This is a genomic window from Vibrio sp. D417a, assembly GCF_030248595.1.
Lineage (GTDB): Bacteria > Pseudomonadota > Gammaproteobacteria > Enterobacterales > Vibrionaceae > Vibrio > Vibrio alginolyticus.
The window spans coordinates 35,890-51,011 of sequence record NZ_JAHGAM010000033.1 but is presented as its reverse complement, the minus strand read 5'-3'; the positions used below and the strand labels follow the sequence as shown (position 1 = coordinate 51,011).

Below are 15,122 nucleotides of genomic sequence, written 5' to 3'. Positions count from 1 at the left end.
TAAGGGGAGAAGTACAGCAGTCACAGCTGTGGCGGCTGTATTTAGTTGTATATGAGCTTAATTGATAGATGCTCAGCTTTTGTTCCCCCATACCTATATCTATGACTTTAGTTGAGTAAATTACTATTTATTCGTTTTTAAACCAGCACTTCCTTGAAATCCAAACCGGTCAAATTCAGCGCTTTGACTCTATCGTACAAGCCACCTTTTTTGTCCGTGCAAAACGTTCTGAGCCCAGCACCTTTTACTCTGAACAAATCAGATTCATTAACGGCTTCTCTATTCAAAACGAGTTTCTTAAACGGTCTAACACGACTTAGCTTACCATGACGAAGATTATACTCGGTAGCAGAGGTATCAATGGCATCAATTTGAGTGACAATGTTTAATGCTCGCCAAGGCTTTCCTTGTAGATTTAATGGTAAAAATTCGACATTCTCGCTTAACACATTGAGCTTATCCGCAATAGAAGCGGATACAGCAAGAGTAAAAGATCCCCATGCTGCAATATCAGGCCTGGGTAATGGCTTTTCACCCTTAACGTCTAACCATTCAATATCAATACTTTTCCAACTGGCTTTAACAGGCTCTCCATAGAGTTGGATAGGTTTGCTTGCCGTTACTTGAAGAGACATTTCCAATGACGACTCTCGCAACATTGCAAAATCATTAACATTGGGAGTGACAATAAACACTTTATTAAATGCTGTCATAACCGTCCTTAAATCAATTTGAGCGCTTTCAAACCAAACCAAACCAAACCAAACATAATAGATAGAGTTTACTTTCATGTTCAAAAATTTAATGAATTCAGATCTGGCGTTCTTATATTTTAATTTCTAAGTTTTATTATTTATATATTTTAATCCACACGATAGAATTATTTTTTCAATTTTTACTATGTACCCTTCCTTATGTAATCGAATAAATTAGAGAATAAACAATAGCACGCATCACTTCACTTTTGTCGAGCTCATCACTCTCACTTAAACGATACATTCACAAGTTCAATTTTTGTACGACTTAGACTTGGCTTTGTCAATCGTGAATTAAAAACAACCGATTCACCGCTGTTTTACTGCCTTTTCTTACCACCCTGTTGTTTATTCATACATTATAAATGCACTTATACACATAACGATTCGGCGTTACGATTTGTTACGAGTTAAATCACAAACTTTTGAGGTATTGGATAAAGCGTAGAAAAAGAAAACACATTGAAATAAAAAGAGTTTCTAAAGTACGAAAAATAAAACGCCGTTTTTATAAATTAGCAACTTCACAAATATCCTTAAACACAGTTTTATTAATTACATATATCAGATATTATTTACGCCGAAGTTTATAGAAACCATCGTTAAACTTCATATTTTATATAAGTTTCAATTAGTTAGTTTTTAACTCGAAAACTTATCGTCAACCCAATATCAAGCACCTAAGCGTGCAATAAGAAACATTGGGAATAGAATTATATTGATGTGCATGTTGTTTTAACGAATGCATGAAGCAATCGGTAAATTTGTAACACCATAGAGTTTTATTTAGCCAAGATGAAAAAGTTAATTTTATTATTTACATGTGCGCTGTTGTCTGTCTCACCTTTTGCTTTTGCAAAACAATCAGATAACGAACCCAGGGATCATTTACGACCAAAGCAAGTTGAACATGTGTTTAAACAAGCCAAGCTAGATGGCATAGTAGACTTTAAGTTGTTCAGTGACGCTTACATCGCTTATCAGAAGACACCCGATAGAAAGAAGTCGGTACTAACGATCATCGACTATAGTAAACCATCAACTGAAAAGCGTTTTTATGTGGTTGATTTAGATAAAAAGAAGCTAATCTACAATACGTATGTTTCTCACGGCGTGAACAGCGGAAAGAAAACAGCGACACAGTTTTCAAATGTCGTGAACTCGCGAAAAACATCATTGGGCACTTTTTTGACTGATACCACTTACTACGGCTCAAATGGCTATTCACTTCGATTAGATGGGCTAAGCTCTGGATTAAACGACAAAGCTCGCGAGCGTTACATTGTCGTGCACGGTGCCGATTACGCAAACCCTTCCTTTATCAAGAAGAATGGATACCTCGGACGCAGTTGGGGTTGCCCTGCTTTACCAGAGAAGTTGTCTCGCGAGATCATTGACACTATAAAAGGCGGCAGCGTTATTTACGCAAGCGCGTAATACCTATGTGACACATATGGGGAAGAAAAAAGAAGATTCTATTTCTTCCCCAGTAATAATCCTGTTAGCTTAATCGTCCTGTGCAACGACTCTCTTTCCATTTTCGCTTACTCGAAAGCGAAAATTATTGTGTTATTCGCTCATATACCTAAGTGCGATCAGAAAACTCTGTTCATCCCCCTTCCATCTCGTTAGTATACGCTGAGTTCATCAGACACTGGCTTTCATCGTTATCATAGTTCCACTAAGATTCCTTAATCATGGTGGGTAACTGTGGCTTTATATGTTTAGGGTTACTTCTTGCGTTATCTACACCGTATATTATTGATGCTTTCTTTGTCCCTGCTCTCAGGGCTCATCACAGCTTCATATGCGCATGAGTGGCACCACACCAAACATTACACTTCCGAGCGTTTACTTAAACTCTCACAACAAGACGATTTTGAGCTAGCACACACTGATTTTCATGCCTCAGCTTCTCTGAGTTCTTGGGGATCAGAAAGTTACTACCTACATATAAAGCGCGAGTTGTTCGGGCTTGTCTCCTGTCGCCGAACATCAGCTACTGATGGCGTTTTATCATCAGATTTTACTCCTGATTATTTTTTACTTATTGCTTTCTCTTCTCCACCACTACTGGAGTTGGCAAAACAAGCATCTCGCTTACCTCTAGACAGTTATGGCGGACTCATGAGTCAACGCTCTCTTTATCGCCTCTCAGGAAGAAAGGAAGCGAACTTAATGTACGTCTTTACTCATGGTCGCAACGCCTTCTCTGTTGTTTAACTTTTTATGACATACAGAGAACACGAAAATGTAACGATAAGAGCCAATATGCTCATTGTTACTAGAACCAATTTGAGGTCCATATAATGACAAGAATCGCTACAACAATCGCACTAGCATTACTATTTTCAGCGGGCTCAACCTTTGCAAACACAGAAACTAAGCCAGAAGAAATGAGTAACGACACTCTGTTAGAGTGTGCCAACGTTTCTAACGCACGTATTGCAGTTCCGGAACACAGAGCGATGTTCAGACACTACTTAATGTCTGAGAGAGACTACAGCTTTGACCAGCTATCGTCTGCCGAACTTGAATTTAAAGCAGCAGATAAGAATGAGTCTGAAGTAGAGAACATCTACAAGTCTCAGTGCAAAGAAGTTGGCGAATACTTATATAGCATTGGCTATTAAATTCGAAACCCTAACGACACTCAAAAAGAAAGGCGCAATGTATGCGCCTTTCTTTTTACTGATAAAAACCTGTCGATTAGATGTCTAATCTGCATACAAGCTTAAAAGTGCAAATCAAGTAAACTTACTGAGAAAACTCAGACACATCCTTGGGTTTACAGAACGCTCGACGTGCTTTAACAAACAAGAAACTAAGCACTCCAATCACAAGAGTAATTATTGGTGCCGCCATTAATAGCATTGTGATTGCTTTGCTCATATTTTCCGGTAGCAAAGGAAGTAATGAACCAAAACCGCATAATATCAGTGTCCATAAAATCGCACTCAGCCACGCAAAGTAATGGAATTTACTAATACGTTTCACTCGCAACCCCATCATTAATGGCAATAGGGAACGAACAACCGGAATAAACCGCGTGCACAAAAGCGCAACCAATCCATGTTTACTGAGTAATACGTCGACTTGTTCCAAACGCTTTTGAGGAACCGCGCTCACCCAGCCTTGGACCTTAGGTAAGCGATTTAGCCACTTGCCTTGTAAATAAGCCGCCCAACTTCCCAATCCCGCACTAACAGCTATCACCAACATGATCATAATTGGGTCAAGGACGCCAACCGCCGCCAGCGTACCGGACAATACGACGACACTGTCGCATGGGAAAGGTGCAGCGGGAATAAAACCACTTTCCAAAAAGATAATCACAGCAACAACAAAATAAACTAAACCTGCACTGCCTGGCGCCATTAACGCCGTGAAATCTTGATGCCAAAAGGCACTCAAGACCTGAATTATCGAATCAAACATAAACCGCTCCTAAGCATAATTAACCAAAAGTTTCAAAAACATGGAATGTGTTAGCGAGCATGTATAAAGCGGTATATCAAATTCGATTCTTTTCTCACGCCGATTCTGTATTTAGAGTGATTAAAAATACTTTCAATACAACAATCTAAAGCCTCATTGCCGATGCGTTTTAGCCGCTTCATCGAGTAAATTGCCGAACGATGCGCCCACCATGCTACATCAAGCATTTCAAACCATTCGGGTTCTACATCGTCGTTCGAGCTCATTTCCTTAGCATGGCTAACCCTCAATATATTCCGGCTGTTTAAACTCGGATAGTCTTGTTGTATTGGAGAGACAGGATGTTCTGAAAAGTGCTTCGACTTAGCGTCAACAGCGATATTCTGGTTATGAAAGGAAAGAAAATTTGGGTGTGAGTGCGCCAGGCTCATGCTCGGAGCCAACAAGCAGAAAAGTAGTCCGAGTAAAGCAATCAGAATCGTACGCACAAAGGTAACTAAAGCCAAAATAATAAGTTCTTTTAACCCTGTGCGTAACTATTGGCAATTAGTATTCTTAATCGTTAAGAATACTAATTATTTTTCACCGTAAGGGTAGCTTTCAAACATCTTCGCGATTTCTTCTTGGATGAGAGATTCTCTTTTCTCAGAGCTCATTGACTCAGACAGTTTACGACTTGAAACGCCTTTCCAAACGACTTGATTAGCCTTTGCATCAACCAGTTCAACTACCAACTTCCCATACTTACGTTCTTTATATCTTTCTGGGCTTGAAGTGATCACACCAAAGCTATTCCAGCCATAGCCAAAGCTCACCGACGATCCTGAAGAAACAAGCTCGGATTCTTCTACGATATCATGATGTACGTAAAGGTCACCGCCACTATTTACCTTATTTAAACCCTTACCCTCAAGCTGTTCAGCAAGCCCTTGCTCAATACGTCGACCATCAATACTGGTAGGAGCTTCCGCCTGAGCACCGAAGTCAAACGTTCTGTAAGCTGAAAAGTCGGCTTGTTTATCTACATCGGTTGTAACGGTAGTACAAGCAGATACCAGCATCACCACCAGCCCTAATATCAAACCTCTCATCATGTTAAATCTCCTTTGGTTAAGCTGACTGTTTCAGCAGAATTACCCTGTGTTATACATACGCATCAACAGTAAAAAGTAATCATTTCAATATCTAGTCTTGACCATGAAACGTGACTGTTCAATAAACGAGATTAACCTTTACACAGAAAATCTTGAATATCATCAACATCTAAACACCTAAGAATTCGGTGTTTACGACCTAATTGGAAGCCTCTAGGCTTAGTAACGAAATCGCGAGTACCACAAAAAACCAGAGACAATGAACACTTTGACATCAGTCCGCTACTTTTTTAGGCAACTGACAAACATTTGATGAGAAAAGACTTTTCTTTTTCGTCCAGTGTGGCATATTAACCGAGTCCTATCGATGCGCGGGCATCGTATAATGGCTATTACCTCAGCCTTCCAAGCTGATGATGCGGGTTCGATTCCCGCTGCCCGCTCCAATCTCTTTATCTCAGTTTACTCATAAAAATCCGATGGCGGAGCGAACAAACGGCGGCAGCGTTGTTTCCATGATAAGTTTGGTCGAGTTACGTCATAAAACATGTCTTTCCATTCTGCAAACGTCACGCGGATGGGATTAAAGCTGTTTACAGGTTTAGAAACCCCATACCGAACCGTTTCCACCTCTGGTTCAAACGTTCCGAACATTCGATCCCAAATAATTAATACACCCGCATAATTTTTGTCGATGTACTGACGGTTCACACCATGATGAACGCGATGATGAGACGGCGTGTTAAATACCCACTCTAGTGGCCCGAGCGAACGAATTGATTGGGTGTGAACAAAAAACTGTAAGCCCAGATTAAACAACACAACGAAGACAACCCATTTTGGCTCAAAACCAATAATCACCAAGGGCAACCAAAAAATCCACATCCCCGCTAGCGGATACATTAAACTTTGACGAAAGGCGGTACTAAAGTTCATTCTTTCCGAACTGTGATGAACAACGTGCGCGGCCCACATCCAACGAATACGATGGCTAGCCCGATGAAACCAGTAATAGAAAAAATCTTGCAGGACAACAAGTAAAAGAAAAGCTGAGACGCTCATTTCGATATCAAACAAACGCCAATCGAACCACCACAAATACAACTGAGCAATCAGTAAACCCGTGAGTATGTCTGTCGCTTGGTGTAAGCCCGCAAGAACAAAATTACACGCTACTTCAGGGAAGTAATACGTCGCGCTTTCAGGCAAGCGTCCCCTTCTTTGTCCGAACCAATATTCGGCAAGCATGCAGAAAAAGAAAACTGGAGCCAGAATCATCAGAAGTAATTCTGGGCGGTCCATCAACTGCGTCCAATCCATTGTGTTTCTACCATTTTGCATAGTGATCTTCAGTAAGACCCATAACTTCTTCTAACTGATGTTTGATGCCATTTCCATCGATAATATAGCCAGAGAAATAACCGATGTACTGACGAAAGTTACTTTTGAGAAGCCAAAAATTTTTCTTCTCTGAGCGTCGATTCAAAGGCGTGAACTGTAAGTTAACTCGTTTATCTTCAGACGTAATATGCCACTTTTGCCCTTCATCACTTCGTGAAAACTGAAACTGCACAGGTTGCAAAAAGTGACGCTGACCATTAATCCACAATACATTTTCGCAATAGCCAGTTTCATTAACGCCAGCTGCCAAGTTCAACCCCAGACGCCTGTCATCCTCAAAGCAATTGATACTTGCCCAGCGCCAACTTGTTTCTCGCCGCATGTACCCAGCGGAAAAATCGTAACCAGCAGCCACCTCTGAAAGATCTTGCTCTTTTCCTAATATGAACAAGTTACCGTCTACTGCTAACGCATTGTGCTTCTGAGTATATGTCCAACCCGCATAACCTGTTGGCGTACACAACATTAATGGCAAACTCATATTTTCTGGACGTAAATAGAGATCCGCATTGACTGACTCTGTCACAAAGTGGACGTGCCAAATACCATCCTTAATAGAAAACTGAACTCTTTTGTTAGCAAGATGGGCAAGACTGCACCAACTGGAAGGCTGAGTTTGATAACCTATATTAAAAGGTTTCAACCATTGTTGCTCAATCAACTTATTCTTTTTAATATCAAACAGGTAGCAAAAGCCGGATGCTAAATACCGTATATCAGCAATCGCTACTCCAATGACGTAATTAGGTGTGACCAAATTGACGAACTGAAACTGCTTATAATCGCGATAACGGCGCCACTTAGACACCGGCTTATCCATCTCATCGAGGTAGGTAAATTTATCTAGCTGTAACGATGTTGGAATTCCATCAAGGTGGCCAAACGCTGGTAGGCCATTCTGCTGAATAAACGAGTTCAGAACCTTAAGCTCATCCATATAGTTGTCTTTTCACAAGTTATCACACACAAAAACTTTAACATGACGTTAACATAAACAATTTGCGTAACTGCACAACAACATCGACTAAAGTGATTTCTGCTTGTTATATGTGAAACTGATCACTCAACCATCCGCTTACTTAGCTAGCCCTGCCTATTTCAACCAACACAGCCTGGGTTAGAAGCTGCACATTCTCATCCGCAGGAAAGACCACTACAACCATTGAATCTTGGTCAAAATCACTATTTAATGGAAATACATTCATATAAACTGATTGCCTATTCACATCAAGGAAGAAATCTATGTCATACATACACGATACTATTGTTGCGTTGCAACACAGTAGCCCTGCGCAAAAAGAATTTTACCAAGCGGTAGAAGAAGTATTAACTTCTCTCGCGCCGGTAATAGAAGGCAATAATAAATATAAGGAACAAGCGATTATCCAGAGGATCGTCGAGCCAGAACGTCAAATCATGTTTCGAGTTCCTTGGGTTGATGATGCTGGAAATGTACAAGTAAACAAAGGTTATCGAGTTGAATTCAACTCTGCTTTGGGGCCGTACAAAGGAGGATTGAGATTCCATCACTCAGTCAATGCGAGCATCATAAAATTTCTCGGCTTTGAGCAAATCTTTAAAAACGCACTGACTGGCCTTCCTATCGGTGGCGGCAAAGGCGGTTCAAACTTCGATCCTAAAGGAAAATCCGACGGCGAGATCATGCGATTTTGCCAATCATTTATGAACGAGTTGTACCGTCACATCGGTCCTACCACCGATGTGCCCGCAGGCGATATCGGTGTCGGGGCGCGCGAAATTGGCTATATGTTTGGTCAATACAAACGATTGACGGGCCGCTACGAAGGTGTGCTTACAGGCAAGAGTCTGCTTTGGGGTGGCTCACTCGCCAGAAAAGAAGCGACAGGATATGGCGCCGTCTATTTTGCAGAGTGCATGCTCAACGACCGCAACGATTCATTGAAAGGGAAAACTTGCCTCGTTTCTGGTGCTGGCAACGTGGCTATCTACGCCATTGAAAAACTGTACCATATGGGAGCAACGCCAGTTACATGCAGCGACTCTCGAGGTACGATCTATCATGAGCACGGTATTGATCTTAAGCTCCTAAAACAACTGAAAGAAGTGAAAAGAGCAAGCTTAGAAGAATATTTAGAAACTTACCCTGAAGCAGAATACACACCAGAGGGCGACTATCCTAATGAAGGACATGCTGTTTGGCGATATCAGGCTGATGCTGCCTTCCCTTGTGCGACTCAAAATGAATTAACGTCAGACGACGCACTGGCTCTTATCGAAAACGGATGTATTTTGATTAGTGAAGGGGCGAACATGCCAACCACCCGTGATGCTGCCAATATTATCGTGGACTCGGACATAGCTTATGGGCCTGCAAAAGCAGCCAATGCAGGCGGCGTTGCAACCAGTCAACTTGAAATGGCGCAAAACGCCAGCATGCAAAACTGGACGTTTGAACAAGTGGATAGTCAGTTGCAAACCATCATGAAAAATATTTTCATCAATGCAAACGAAACCAGTAAAGAGTTTGGCCAACCTGGAAATTTAGTTTTAGGCGCCAACATTGCAGGCTTTAGAAAAGTCGCTGATGCAATGATTGAGCAAGGTGTCGTCTAGATGAACGAGCCAGCAGGATGACTGCTGGCTTAATATAACTCCGCAATAGGCCGCGCTTTTTGATAAAGAGCTCCACTTAATTCGCAATAAGCGTTGTCACTTCTGTTTTAACGGAGTTGGCGATAAAGCAATTCTCATGGGCCATGTGGTGCAGTTTTTCTAATTGAGATGGTGTCGGTTGTTTTTCACCTGAAAATGTTATCTTAGGGTTTAACGTTACCTTTGATACCCACTCTTTTCCGTTTTCGCCTTTTTCAAGCTCCCCTACCGCTTCATCGAAGTAACTGTCCACAACATAACGTCGCTTTGCTGCAATAGACAGGAAAACGAGCATATGACAACTAGAAAGTGCCGCGACAAACGCTTCTTCTGGATCAACGTTTTCTTCTACGGATAGTGGTAATGGTACTACGTGGGGAGATGGAGATGCTGGGACTTGCAACCCTCCATCAAATTGCCAAATGTGTGCCCGACTATACTTATTATCACTAAACTCTTCGCCAGCTTTACGATGCCATTTGATTAAAGCGGAATGCTTACTCATTCTAACTCCCTGATTTTCCGACGACGAATCAACACTATCCGTCCTTGCCACAGTAAACCACAACAAAATGAGTTAAGGAAAGCATCGCACTCACAGGGACTATAAAATCTGTTGAGGATCGGCATTGTTCTTCTGGATATCATCCAAAAGTCTATGAGACTGATGGATGTTGACCTGTAACCGATTGATCAGCATCTGTAACTGCTCAATCTCGGGACTTTGGTTGGCTTTAAGTTGAGTTTCCAGGGTCTCCGTTTGGCTCGCCAAAATAGGTAAACTTAGGTTCAGTGCCATCCCTTTCGTTTTGTGCAACGTCAGCGCTAATGAAGCAAAGTCTTCAGCCATAAAGTATTCAATAAGTTCATCAACCGAAGTCTCAAAATCGACAATAATGCTTTTTAGCAACTCGTCGAGCGCTTCTGGCTCATCTCGTAAAGAAGTAAACATGCCTGAGCGGGAGAGTTCTTCCTCTGTTAACCTTAAGTTCTCGATTGGCTTACGTTGCAATTGAAGCACATTGCTGTCACTCGTTAGTGGCGGATTCTGTTTCGGTTCGAGTCTGGCGGCAAACTGTTTGAGAGCGTCTGAAAAGCTCTCATGCTGTAGCGGTTTCGTAAGCACATGGTCTGCTCCTGCTTCAATAAAGCTATCGTGAGCTTCACGAAATACGTCTGCCGTGTACGCAAAGAGTAATGTCTTGATACCTAACTCTTGTCGGATAACGCGTGTCGCCTCAACGCCATTCATCTCGGGCATATGGTTGTCCATCAAGATCAGGTCGTACTCGTTCTCTTTCGCCTTTTTAACCGCGATTAATCCATTTTCTGCAACTTCCACTTCATGCCCAAGCTTTTCGCAAAACCCTTTTGCCACAATGGCATTCACACGGTTATCATCAGCAAGTAGTATCTTTAAATGGTGTGATTTTGCGCGAGGTTTCGGTGCTTCTTGCTGCTTTTTCGGAGCAGATTCTACCCAAGGAATCGGCAACTCAACGATAAATTGACTTCCAACGCCTTCTATACTCTTCAGAGTAATATGGCCACCCATCAAATCGGTTAGTTTTTTGACGATGGCTAACCCAAGCCCTGTTCCGCCGAACCTTCGAGTCGTTGATGAGTCTGCTTGCTCAAACGAGTTAAAAATATGCTCGTGCTTGTCTGGCGCAATACCAATACCGGTGTCGCTCACGCGCATGACCAACAACTGATTCGATTCATCTAACTCAGTTCTAACCAGCACATGCCCTTCATTGGTAAACTTCACCGCGTTACCGGCGAGATTAAACAAGATCTGTCGTAAACGCGCACAATCTCCAGTAAATTCAGTATATTCAGAAACCTCGTTTTCCAAGATTAACTCGATATTTTTTTCATCAACAAGTGGTTTTATTGCGCTACACACCGGAGAAAGCACTTGATCGAGCTTAAACTTAGCTTGCTCAAATTCCAGTTTGTTTTCTTCAACTTTAGAAAAATCCAAAATATCGTTGAGGATAGTCATCAGATGCTGGCCAGAATCAAGAATAACCCTAATATGCTCTTTCGTCGTCGGCTCTTTGGTCTCTTCTGCAATCATTTGAGAAAGCCCTAGTACACCATTCATCGGCGTCCTTAGTTCGTGACTCATTGCAGCGAGAAAATTTGATTTCGCTTTTGCCGCTCGCTCGGCTTTGTTTCTCGCCTCTTCAATTTCAAGATTCAACTGTTTTAAGTTATGCATTCGGTGATGTGACTGATAAACAAACGCGCTAACTAGAAACATCACCGCAATAAATACAAACAACCACGTAAAACGCGCCTCACTTTGAGCAATATTGAGTAACCGATGCTCTGAGCTTTCGACAAACTCAATATAAGTGTGATCAAGCAGTTCATTCGTCAGCAATTCAATTCTTTTATCACTCGTTTGAAGCCGCTTAAGGAAGTTCGCTTCCTTTTCACTCTCAACTTCCGTTTGTGTTAGAAGCAACTGGTTGAGAAATTCAAAATAACGACTGCCACCCAATGATTGACCGCTCTCGATAGAAACATCTTGCTGATATAAATTGAACAACATGAGTAATGCATACCGATTTTCTACCTGAACACCAATTAACATATCAAGCTTCAACGTTGTTTGAAGCACTCGCTCCTTAAACTGTTCAAGCGTATCCCTAACTTTTATACGATTGGGTGTCACGGGAAACCAAACTGATGCCTTTGATGATTCCAACAGTGCCTGTGCTGCGATTTCTATCTCTACTAAAGATGTTGTTAACTCATAGTTTTTTCTATCTTCAACGGCATATCGGTTCACGATAACATCACGCTCTTCAATCAACTCATGTCCGATGTTCATTAGCTCTGCATGAAATTCTTGAGCGTTTTTTGAGTTCATATACGACATATACGCCAGTGTGCAGCACGTCAGTATCCCAATAAAAAAGCAAAAGTTGATCAGTTTGAATTTATTCATTTTCCAACACCTCTAAAATTATGGGTCTAGGTGCTGTCAACGACTGCAAGAATGCTTCAATGTCCGCGACATTCTCATCGTTCATCGTTATACCGAGCTGGGTTTTAGCCATGATTTGTATCGCGTCGGATAACTTATCGACTTGCCCATTATGAAAATAAGGACTCGTTAGCGCGACATTGCGTAAACTGGCTACTCTAAAATAGAATCGCTCTTCATCCTCTATCGTAACGAGTTGCCTGCCCGAGTCCTCTACGACTGGCTTATCCTTGAAATAGGCGAACCTTTGGATCATCGCTCCGCCGATATTTTTGCCCTGATGACACTGCACACAACCTGAAGTCTGAAATGTTTTCCAACCTCTGATTTGCTGTTCACTCAATACATGCGTGTAACCCAATAAGTAAGCATCGAATGGTGCGCCAGGCGTCTGCAGCCCTTCAACAAACTCCACAATAGCGGACTTGATATTATGAACGTTAATCGGCAATTCACCGTCACGATTAAATAGCGCTTGATAATGTTCACTCTCTTTTACATATTGCTCTATTGTTTGCCAGTTTGAGTCCATTTCCATTGGATTATGGATTGGACCATCAATCTGAGCCATCAAGGTGTTTTCCGTACCATCCCATAAAAAACGATAATTTAACGCTGCATTAAACACTGTTATAGAATTTCTAATTCCATCACCTTTCACCCCCGTAGAGACTGGTGTATTTTCAGCGCCATTGGTTTGCAGATTGTGGCATGTCGCGCAGCTGACATTACCATTTGACGATAATTGAGGATCGCGGAAGAGATGCCAGCCAATTCTCGCTAGCTTAATATCCACATTAGGATCACCCTGTATGGGCTGAACTAGGGAGATATCACCTAACATCTTCGCGTTTCTTGCGGTTGTTGTTTGGCTCAAAATGAGTGTTACAACAGCTAGTGCGATTGCGCTGAATTGCCTCATCAACTACATACCTTAAACTTGTCATTGATATGAATTTAGTTGCATTTTGGCGTTTTTTCCACCGACAGGAAGTTGAAAAAACGAGTTAAGTATTGCTTTGTTTAAGGCTTTGGTTGAAGAGGGAGTAATAAGGCGAATAGGAAGAAACCTATCGCCTTATGAGTAGCTAACGTATTGAAATCTGAGTTTAGTGTAGAAAAGCCAAAAACCGTTGAAACCAAGTCACCTCTCCATAGGAGATCAGATCGAAAATAGTAAAGAATACGGCACAGATAACGGCCAACTTAATCAAACGCTGAACAATAAACATAAACATCACAATTACCAATAATTTGCTTTAGTTTACTATCTCACACAGCGTTTATATATAAAAAAGTAGTCTCCTAATTAGCCTCGGGAACTTATTCATTAGAACCTATACTCAAGCATCTCTAAGTTATTTGGATATACTTGAATTAGGATTTCAAAAAGTCCCTGTGACCACACAAGGAGGACTGCATGAAACGACTATGGATATGGTTCTTACCTTTACTCTTGATTGCCAGTCAAGCACTGGCGAATACCGTTTGGATTGTTCCTGTCAAAGGCGCTATAGGGCCTGCTACTAGCGACTATTTATCTCGTGAAATAGAAGAAGCTCAACTAAACGGTGTCAGTTTAGTGATCTTAGAGATGGACACACCAGGCGGCTTAGATAGCGCAATGCGAGATATTATTCACGCGATTACCACCTCCTCGACTCCCATTGCAACTTGGGTCGGCCCATCTGGTTCTAGAGCTGCCAGTGCAGGAACATACATCTTGCTCGCTAGTCACGTAGCCGCCATGGCTGAAGCGACAAACCTCGGAGCTGCAACGCCCGTCGCGTTAGGTGGTGCGCCTCAACCTCCTTCATCGGATGATGGCAAAGATCAAAACGCGGAAGAAACGCCAGAAGGAACCAACGAAAGCTCAGAGAAAGTTCCCGCTAAAACCGCAATGGAGAAAAAGGTAATTAACGATGCCAAAGCCTACATTAAAGGCTTAGCAAAACTTCATGGACGAAATGCAGAATGGGCAGAGAAAGCAGTAAGCGAGGCGGCGAGCTTGGATGCAACAGAAGCATTAGAATTAAACGTGATCGATTACATCGCCAATTCGCCAGAGGACTTAGTCAAAGCCATAGATGGGCAAACTGTTAAAGTAAACAATCGCACTGTGACATTGTCACTTGAAAATCCAACATGGGTTGAAAGAACGCCAGATTGGCGAGCAGAAATGTTAGCCGTTATCACCAATCCAAACGTTGCCTACATCCTAATGCTCATCGGCATCTACGGTTTACTTCTTGAATTTTACAACCCAGGAATTGGCTTACCCGGTGTGCTAGGTGGGATTTGTCTGCTTCTTGCCATGTACGCACTACAAATGATGCCCGTCAACTACGCAGGTCTTGGTCTGCTGTTACTCGGTATTGCACTAATGATAGCGGAAGCATTCAGCCCGAGCTTTGGTATTTTGGGCTTAGGCGGCGTTGTCGCCTTTGTACTCGGTTCGATATTTCTCATGGACAGTGAGTTACCAGGATTCCAGATCGCCCTTCCTTTGATTTTTGGTATTGCCATATTTTCCGTGGCTCTAATCGTGCTGACCGTCGGCCTGCTGCTCAAAATTCGTCGCCGGCGTGTAACGACGGGTTTAGAGACTTACCCTGGGAAGGTCGCCGTGGTAAGCGATGACTTTATCGATGGCGAAGGACGCGTTCAACTCAACGGTGCGTTATGGCGAGCTAAAGCCAAAGACCATCAACAATTCAAACAAGGTGATCACGTCACCATTGTTAATGTTAAAGGGCTGACCTTAACTGTGATGCCTGATGACCGCCAAAATAAATAGGA

14 protein-coding genes and 1 tRNA gene are annotated in these 15,122 nt (G+C 42.2%); 6 read left to right on the top strand and 9 right to left on the bottom strand.

Annotated elements, in window-relative coordinates:
• Positions 1-137: 137 nt before the first annotated feature.
• The gene (locus KI742_RS21460) at positions 138-713 is read right to left on the bottom strand and encodes an imm11 family protein (RefSeq protein ID WP_206954258.1); all 576 of its coding nucleotides are present in this window, start codon (positions 711-713) and stop codon (positions 138-140) included.
• A gap of 837 nt (positions 714-1,550) precedes the next feature.
• On the opposite strand from KI742_RS21460, the gene KI742_RS21455 reads away from it, so the two are divergent.
• The 3 genes from KI742_RS21455 (at position 1,551) to KI742_RS21445 (ending at position 3,388) form a co-directional block, all read left to right on the top strand.
• Entirely contained in the window at positions 1,551-2,192 is a 642-nt protein-coding gene (locus KI742_RS21455; protein ID WP_005373154.1) for a murein L,D-transpeptidase catalytic domain family protein, read from the top strand.
• A 327-nt stretch (positions 2,193-2,519) separates the two neighbouring features.
• On the top strand, positions 2,520-2,978 hold the full coding sequence (locus KI742_RS21450) for a hypothetical protein (protein ID WP_017633653.1): 459 nt from the start codon (positions 2,520-2,522) through the stop codon (positions 2,976-2,978).
• 86 nt (positions 2,979-3,064) lie between these two features.
• Positions 3,065-3,388 carry a hypothetical protein gene (locus tag KI742_RS21445; protein WP_042522561.1) on the top strand — a complete coding sequence of 108 codons (324 nt, stop codon included), beginning with the start codon at positions 3,065-3,067 and terminating at the stop codon, positions 3,386-3,388.
• A 124-nt stretch (positions 3,389-3,512) separates the two neighbouring features.
• Here the strand turns inward: KI742_RS21445 and KI742_RS21440 are convergent, their stop codons facing one another.
• From KI742_RS21440 to KI742_RS21430, 3 genes are all read right to left on the bottom strand, one after another.
• Entirely contained in the window at positions 3,513-4,193 is a 681-nt protein-coding gene (locus KI742_RS21440) for a DedA family protein (protein WP_206954257.1), read from the bottom strand.
• A gap of 50 nt (positions 4,194-4,243) precedes the next feature.
• Entirely contained in the window at positions 4,244-4,699 is a 456-nt protein-coding gene (locus KI742_RS21435) for a hypothetical protein (RefSeq protein ID WP_115386591.1), read from the bottom strand.
• 69 nt (positions 4,700-4,768) lie between these two features.
• The gene (locus KI742_RS21430; protein ID WP_053304498.1) at positions 4,769-5,287 is read right to left on the bottom strand and encodes a DUF4136 domain-containing protein; all 519 of its coding nucleotides are present in this window, start codon (positions 5,285-5,287) and stop codon (positions 4,769-4,771) included.
• Positions 5,288-5,658: 371 nt separating this feature from the next.
• Between KI742_RS21430 and KI742_RS21425 the strand changes: the two genes are divergently transcribed.
• Positions 5,659-5,733: transfer RNA gene (locus KI742_RS21425), tRNA-Gly, on the top strand.
• A 16-nt stretch (positions 5,734-5,749) separates the two neighbouring features.
• On the opposite strand, the gene KI742_RS21420 is transcribed toward KI742_RS21425, so the two are convergent.
• Together KI742_RS21420 and KI742_RS21415 are read right to left on the bottom strand one after the other, a co-directional pair.
• The gene (locus KI742_RS21420) at positions 5,750-6,607 is read right to left on the bottom strand and encodes a sterol desaturase family protein (RefSeq protein ID WP_005373167.1); all 858 of its coding nucleotides are present in this window, start codon (positions 6,605-6,607) and stop codon (positions 5,750-5,752) included.
• A gap of 7 nt (positions 6,608-6,614) precedes the next feature.
• A complete protein-coding gene (locus KI742_RS21415; RefSeq protein ID WP_033906458.1) occupies positions 6,615-7,625 on the bottom strand; it encodes a DUF2804 domain-containing protein in 1,011 nt (336 codons plus the stop codon).
• A gap of 305 nt (positions 7,626-7,930) precedes the next feature.
• Between KI742_RS21415 and gdhA the strand changes: the two genes are divergently transcribed.
• Positions 7,931-9,283: an NADP-specific glutamate dehydrogenase gene (gene gdhA, locus KI742_RS21410; RefSeq protein ID WP_005373174.1), complete on the top strand. Its 1,353-nt coding sequence runs from the start codon at positions 7,931-7,933 to the stop codon at positions 9,281-9,283.
• A 76-nt stretch (positions 9,284-9,359) separates the two neighbouring features.
• On the opposite strand, the gene KI742_RS21405 is transcribed toward gdhA, so the two are convergent.
• From KI742_RS21405 to KI742_RS21395, 3 genes are all read right to left on the bottom strand, one after another.
• On the bottom strand, positions 9,360-9,827 hold the full coding sequence (locus KI742_RS21405; RefSeq protein WP_017820322.1) for an OsmC family protein: 468 nt from the start codon (positions 9,825-9,827) through the stop codon (positions 9,360-9,362).
• 99 nt (positions 9,828-9,926) lie between these two features.
• Complete coding sequence (locus KI742_RS21400; RefSeq protein WP_285385180.1) at positions 9,927-12,284, bottom strand: ATP-binding protein; 2,358 nt, start codon at positions 12,282-12,284, stop codon at positions 9,927-9,929.
• Complete coding sequence (locus KI742_RS21395; protein ID WP_017820324.1) at positions 12,277-13,245, bottom strand: cytochrome-c peroxidase; 969 nt, start codon at positions 13,243-13,245, stop codon at positions 12,277-12,279. The genes KI742_RS21400 and KI742_RS21395 overlap by 8 nt, the downstream gene beginning before the upstream one ends.
• A gap of 498 nt (positions 13,246-13,743) precedes the next feature.
• Between KI742_RS21395 and KI742_RS21390 the strand changes: the two genes are divergently transcribed.
• Positions 13,744-15,120 (top strand): nodulation protein NfeD, encoded by a 1,377-nt coding sequence (locus tag KI742_RS21390; RefSeq protein WP_042523608.1) that lies wholly within the window; start codon positions 13,744-13,746, stop codon positions 15,118-15,120.
• Positions 15,121-15,122 lie beyond the last annotated feature (2 nt).

Excerpts from the sequence above, each read along its gene's own strand:
- KI742_RS21395 (WP_017820324.1), bottom strand. The coding sequence starts at position 13,245 with ATGAGGCAATTCAGCGCAATCGCACTAGCTGTTGTAACACTCATTTTG.
- KI742_RS21400 (WP_285385180.1), bottom strand. The coding sequence starts at position 12,284 with ATGAATAAATTCAAACTGATCAACTTTTGCTTTTTTATTGGGATACTG.
- KI742_RS21460 (WP_206954258.1), bottom strand. The coding sequence starts at position 713 with ATGACAGCATTTAATAAAGTGTTTATTGTCACTCCCAATGTTAATGAT.
- KI742_RS21405 (WP_017820322.1), bottom strand. The coding sequence starts at position 9,827 with ATGAGTAAGCATTCCGCTTTAATCAAATGGCATCGTAAAGCTGGCGAA.
- KI742_RS21455 (WP_005373154.1), top strand. The coding sequence starts at position 1,551 with ATGAAAAAGTTAATTTTATTATTTACATGTGCGCTGTTGTCTGTCTCA.
- KI742_RS21430 (WP_053304498.1), bottom strand. The coding sequence starts at position 5,287 with ATGATGAGAGGTTTGATATTAGGGCTGGTGGTGATGCTGGTATCTGCT.
- KI742_RS21440 (WP_206954257.1), bottom strand. The coding sequence starts at position 4,193 with ATGTTTGATTCGATAATTCAGGTCTTGAGTGCCTTTTGGCATCAAGAT.
- KI742_RS21390 (WP_042523608.1), top strand. The coding sequence starts at position 13,744 with ATGAAACGACTATGGATATGGTTCTTACCTTTACTCTTGATTGCCAGT.
- KI742_RS21420 (WP_005373167.1), bottom strand. The coding sequence starts at position 6,607 with ATGGATTGGACGCAGTTGATGGACCGCCCAGAATTACTTCTGATGATT.
- KI742_RS21415 (WP_033906458.1), bottom strand. The coding sequence starts at position 7,625 with ATGGATGAGCTTAAGGTTCTGAACTCGTTTATTCAGCAGAATGGCCTA.
- KI742_RS21445 (WP_042522561.1), top strand. The coding sequence starts at position 3,065 with ATGACAAGAATCGCTACAACAATCGCACTAGCATTACTATTTTCAGCG.
- KI742_RS21450 (WP_017633653.1), top strand. The coding sequence starts at position 2,520 with ATGCTTTCTTTGTCCCTGCTCTCAGGGCTCATCACAGCTTCATATGCG.
- gdhA (WP_005373174.1), top strand. The coding sequence starts at position 7,931 with ATGTCATACATACACGATACTATTGTTGCGTTGCAACACAGTAGCCCT.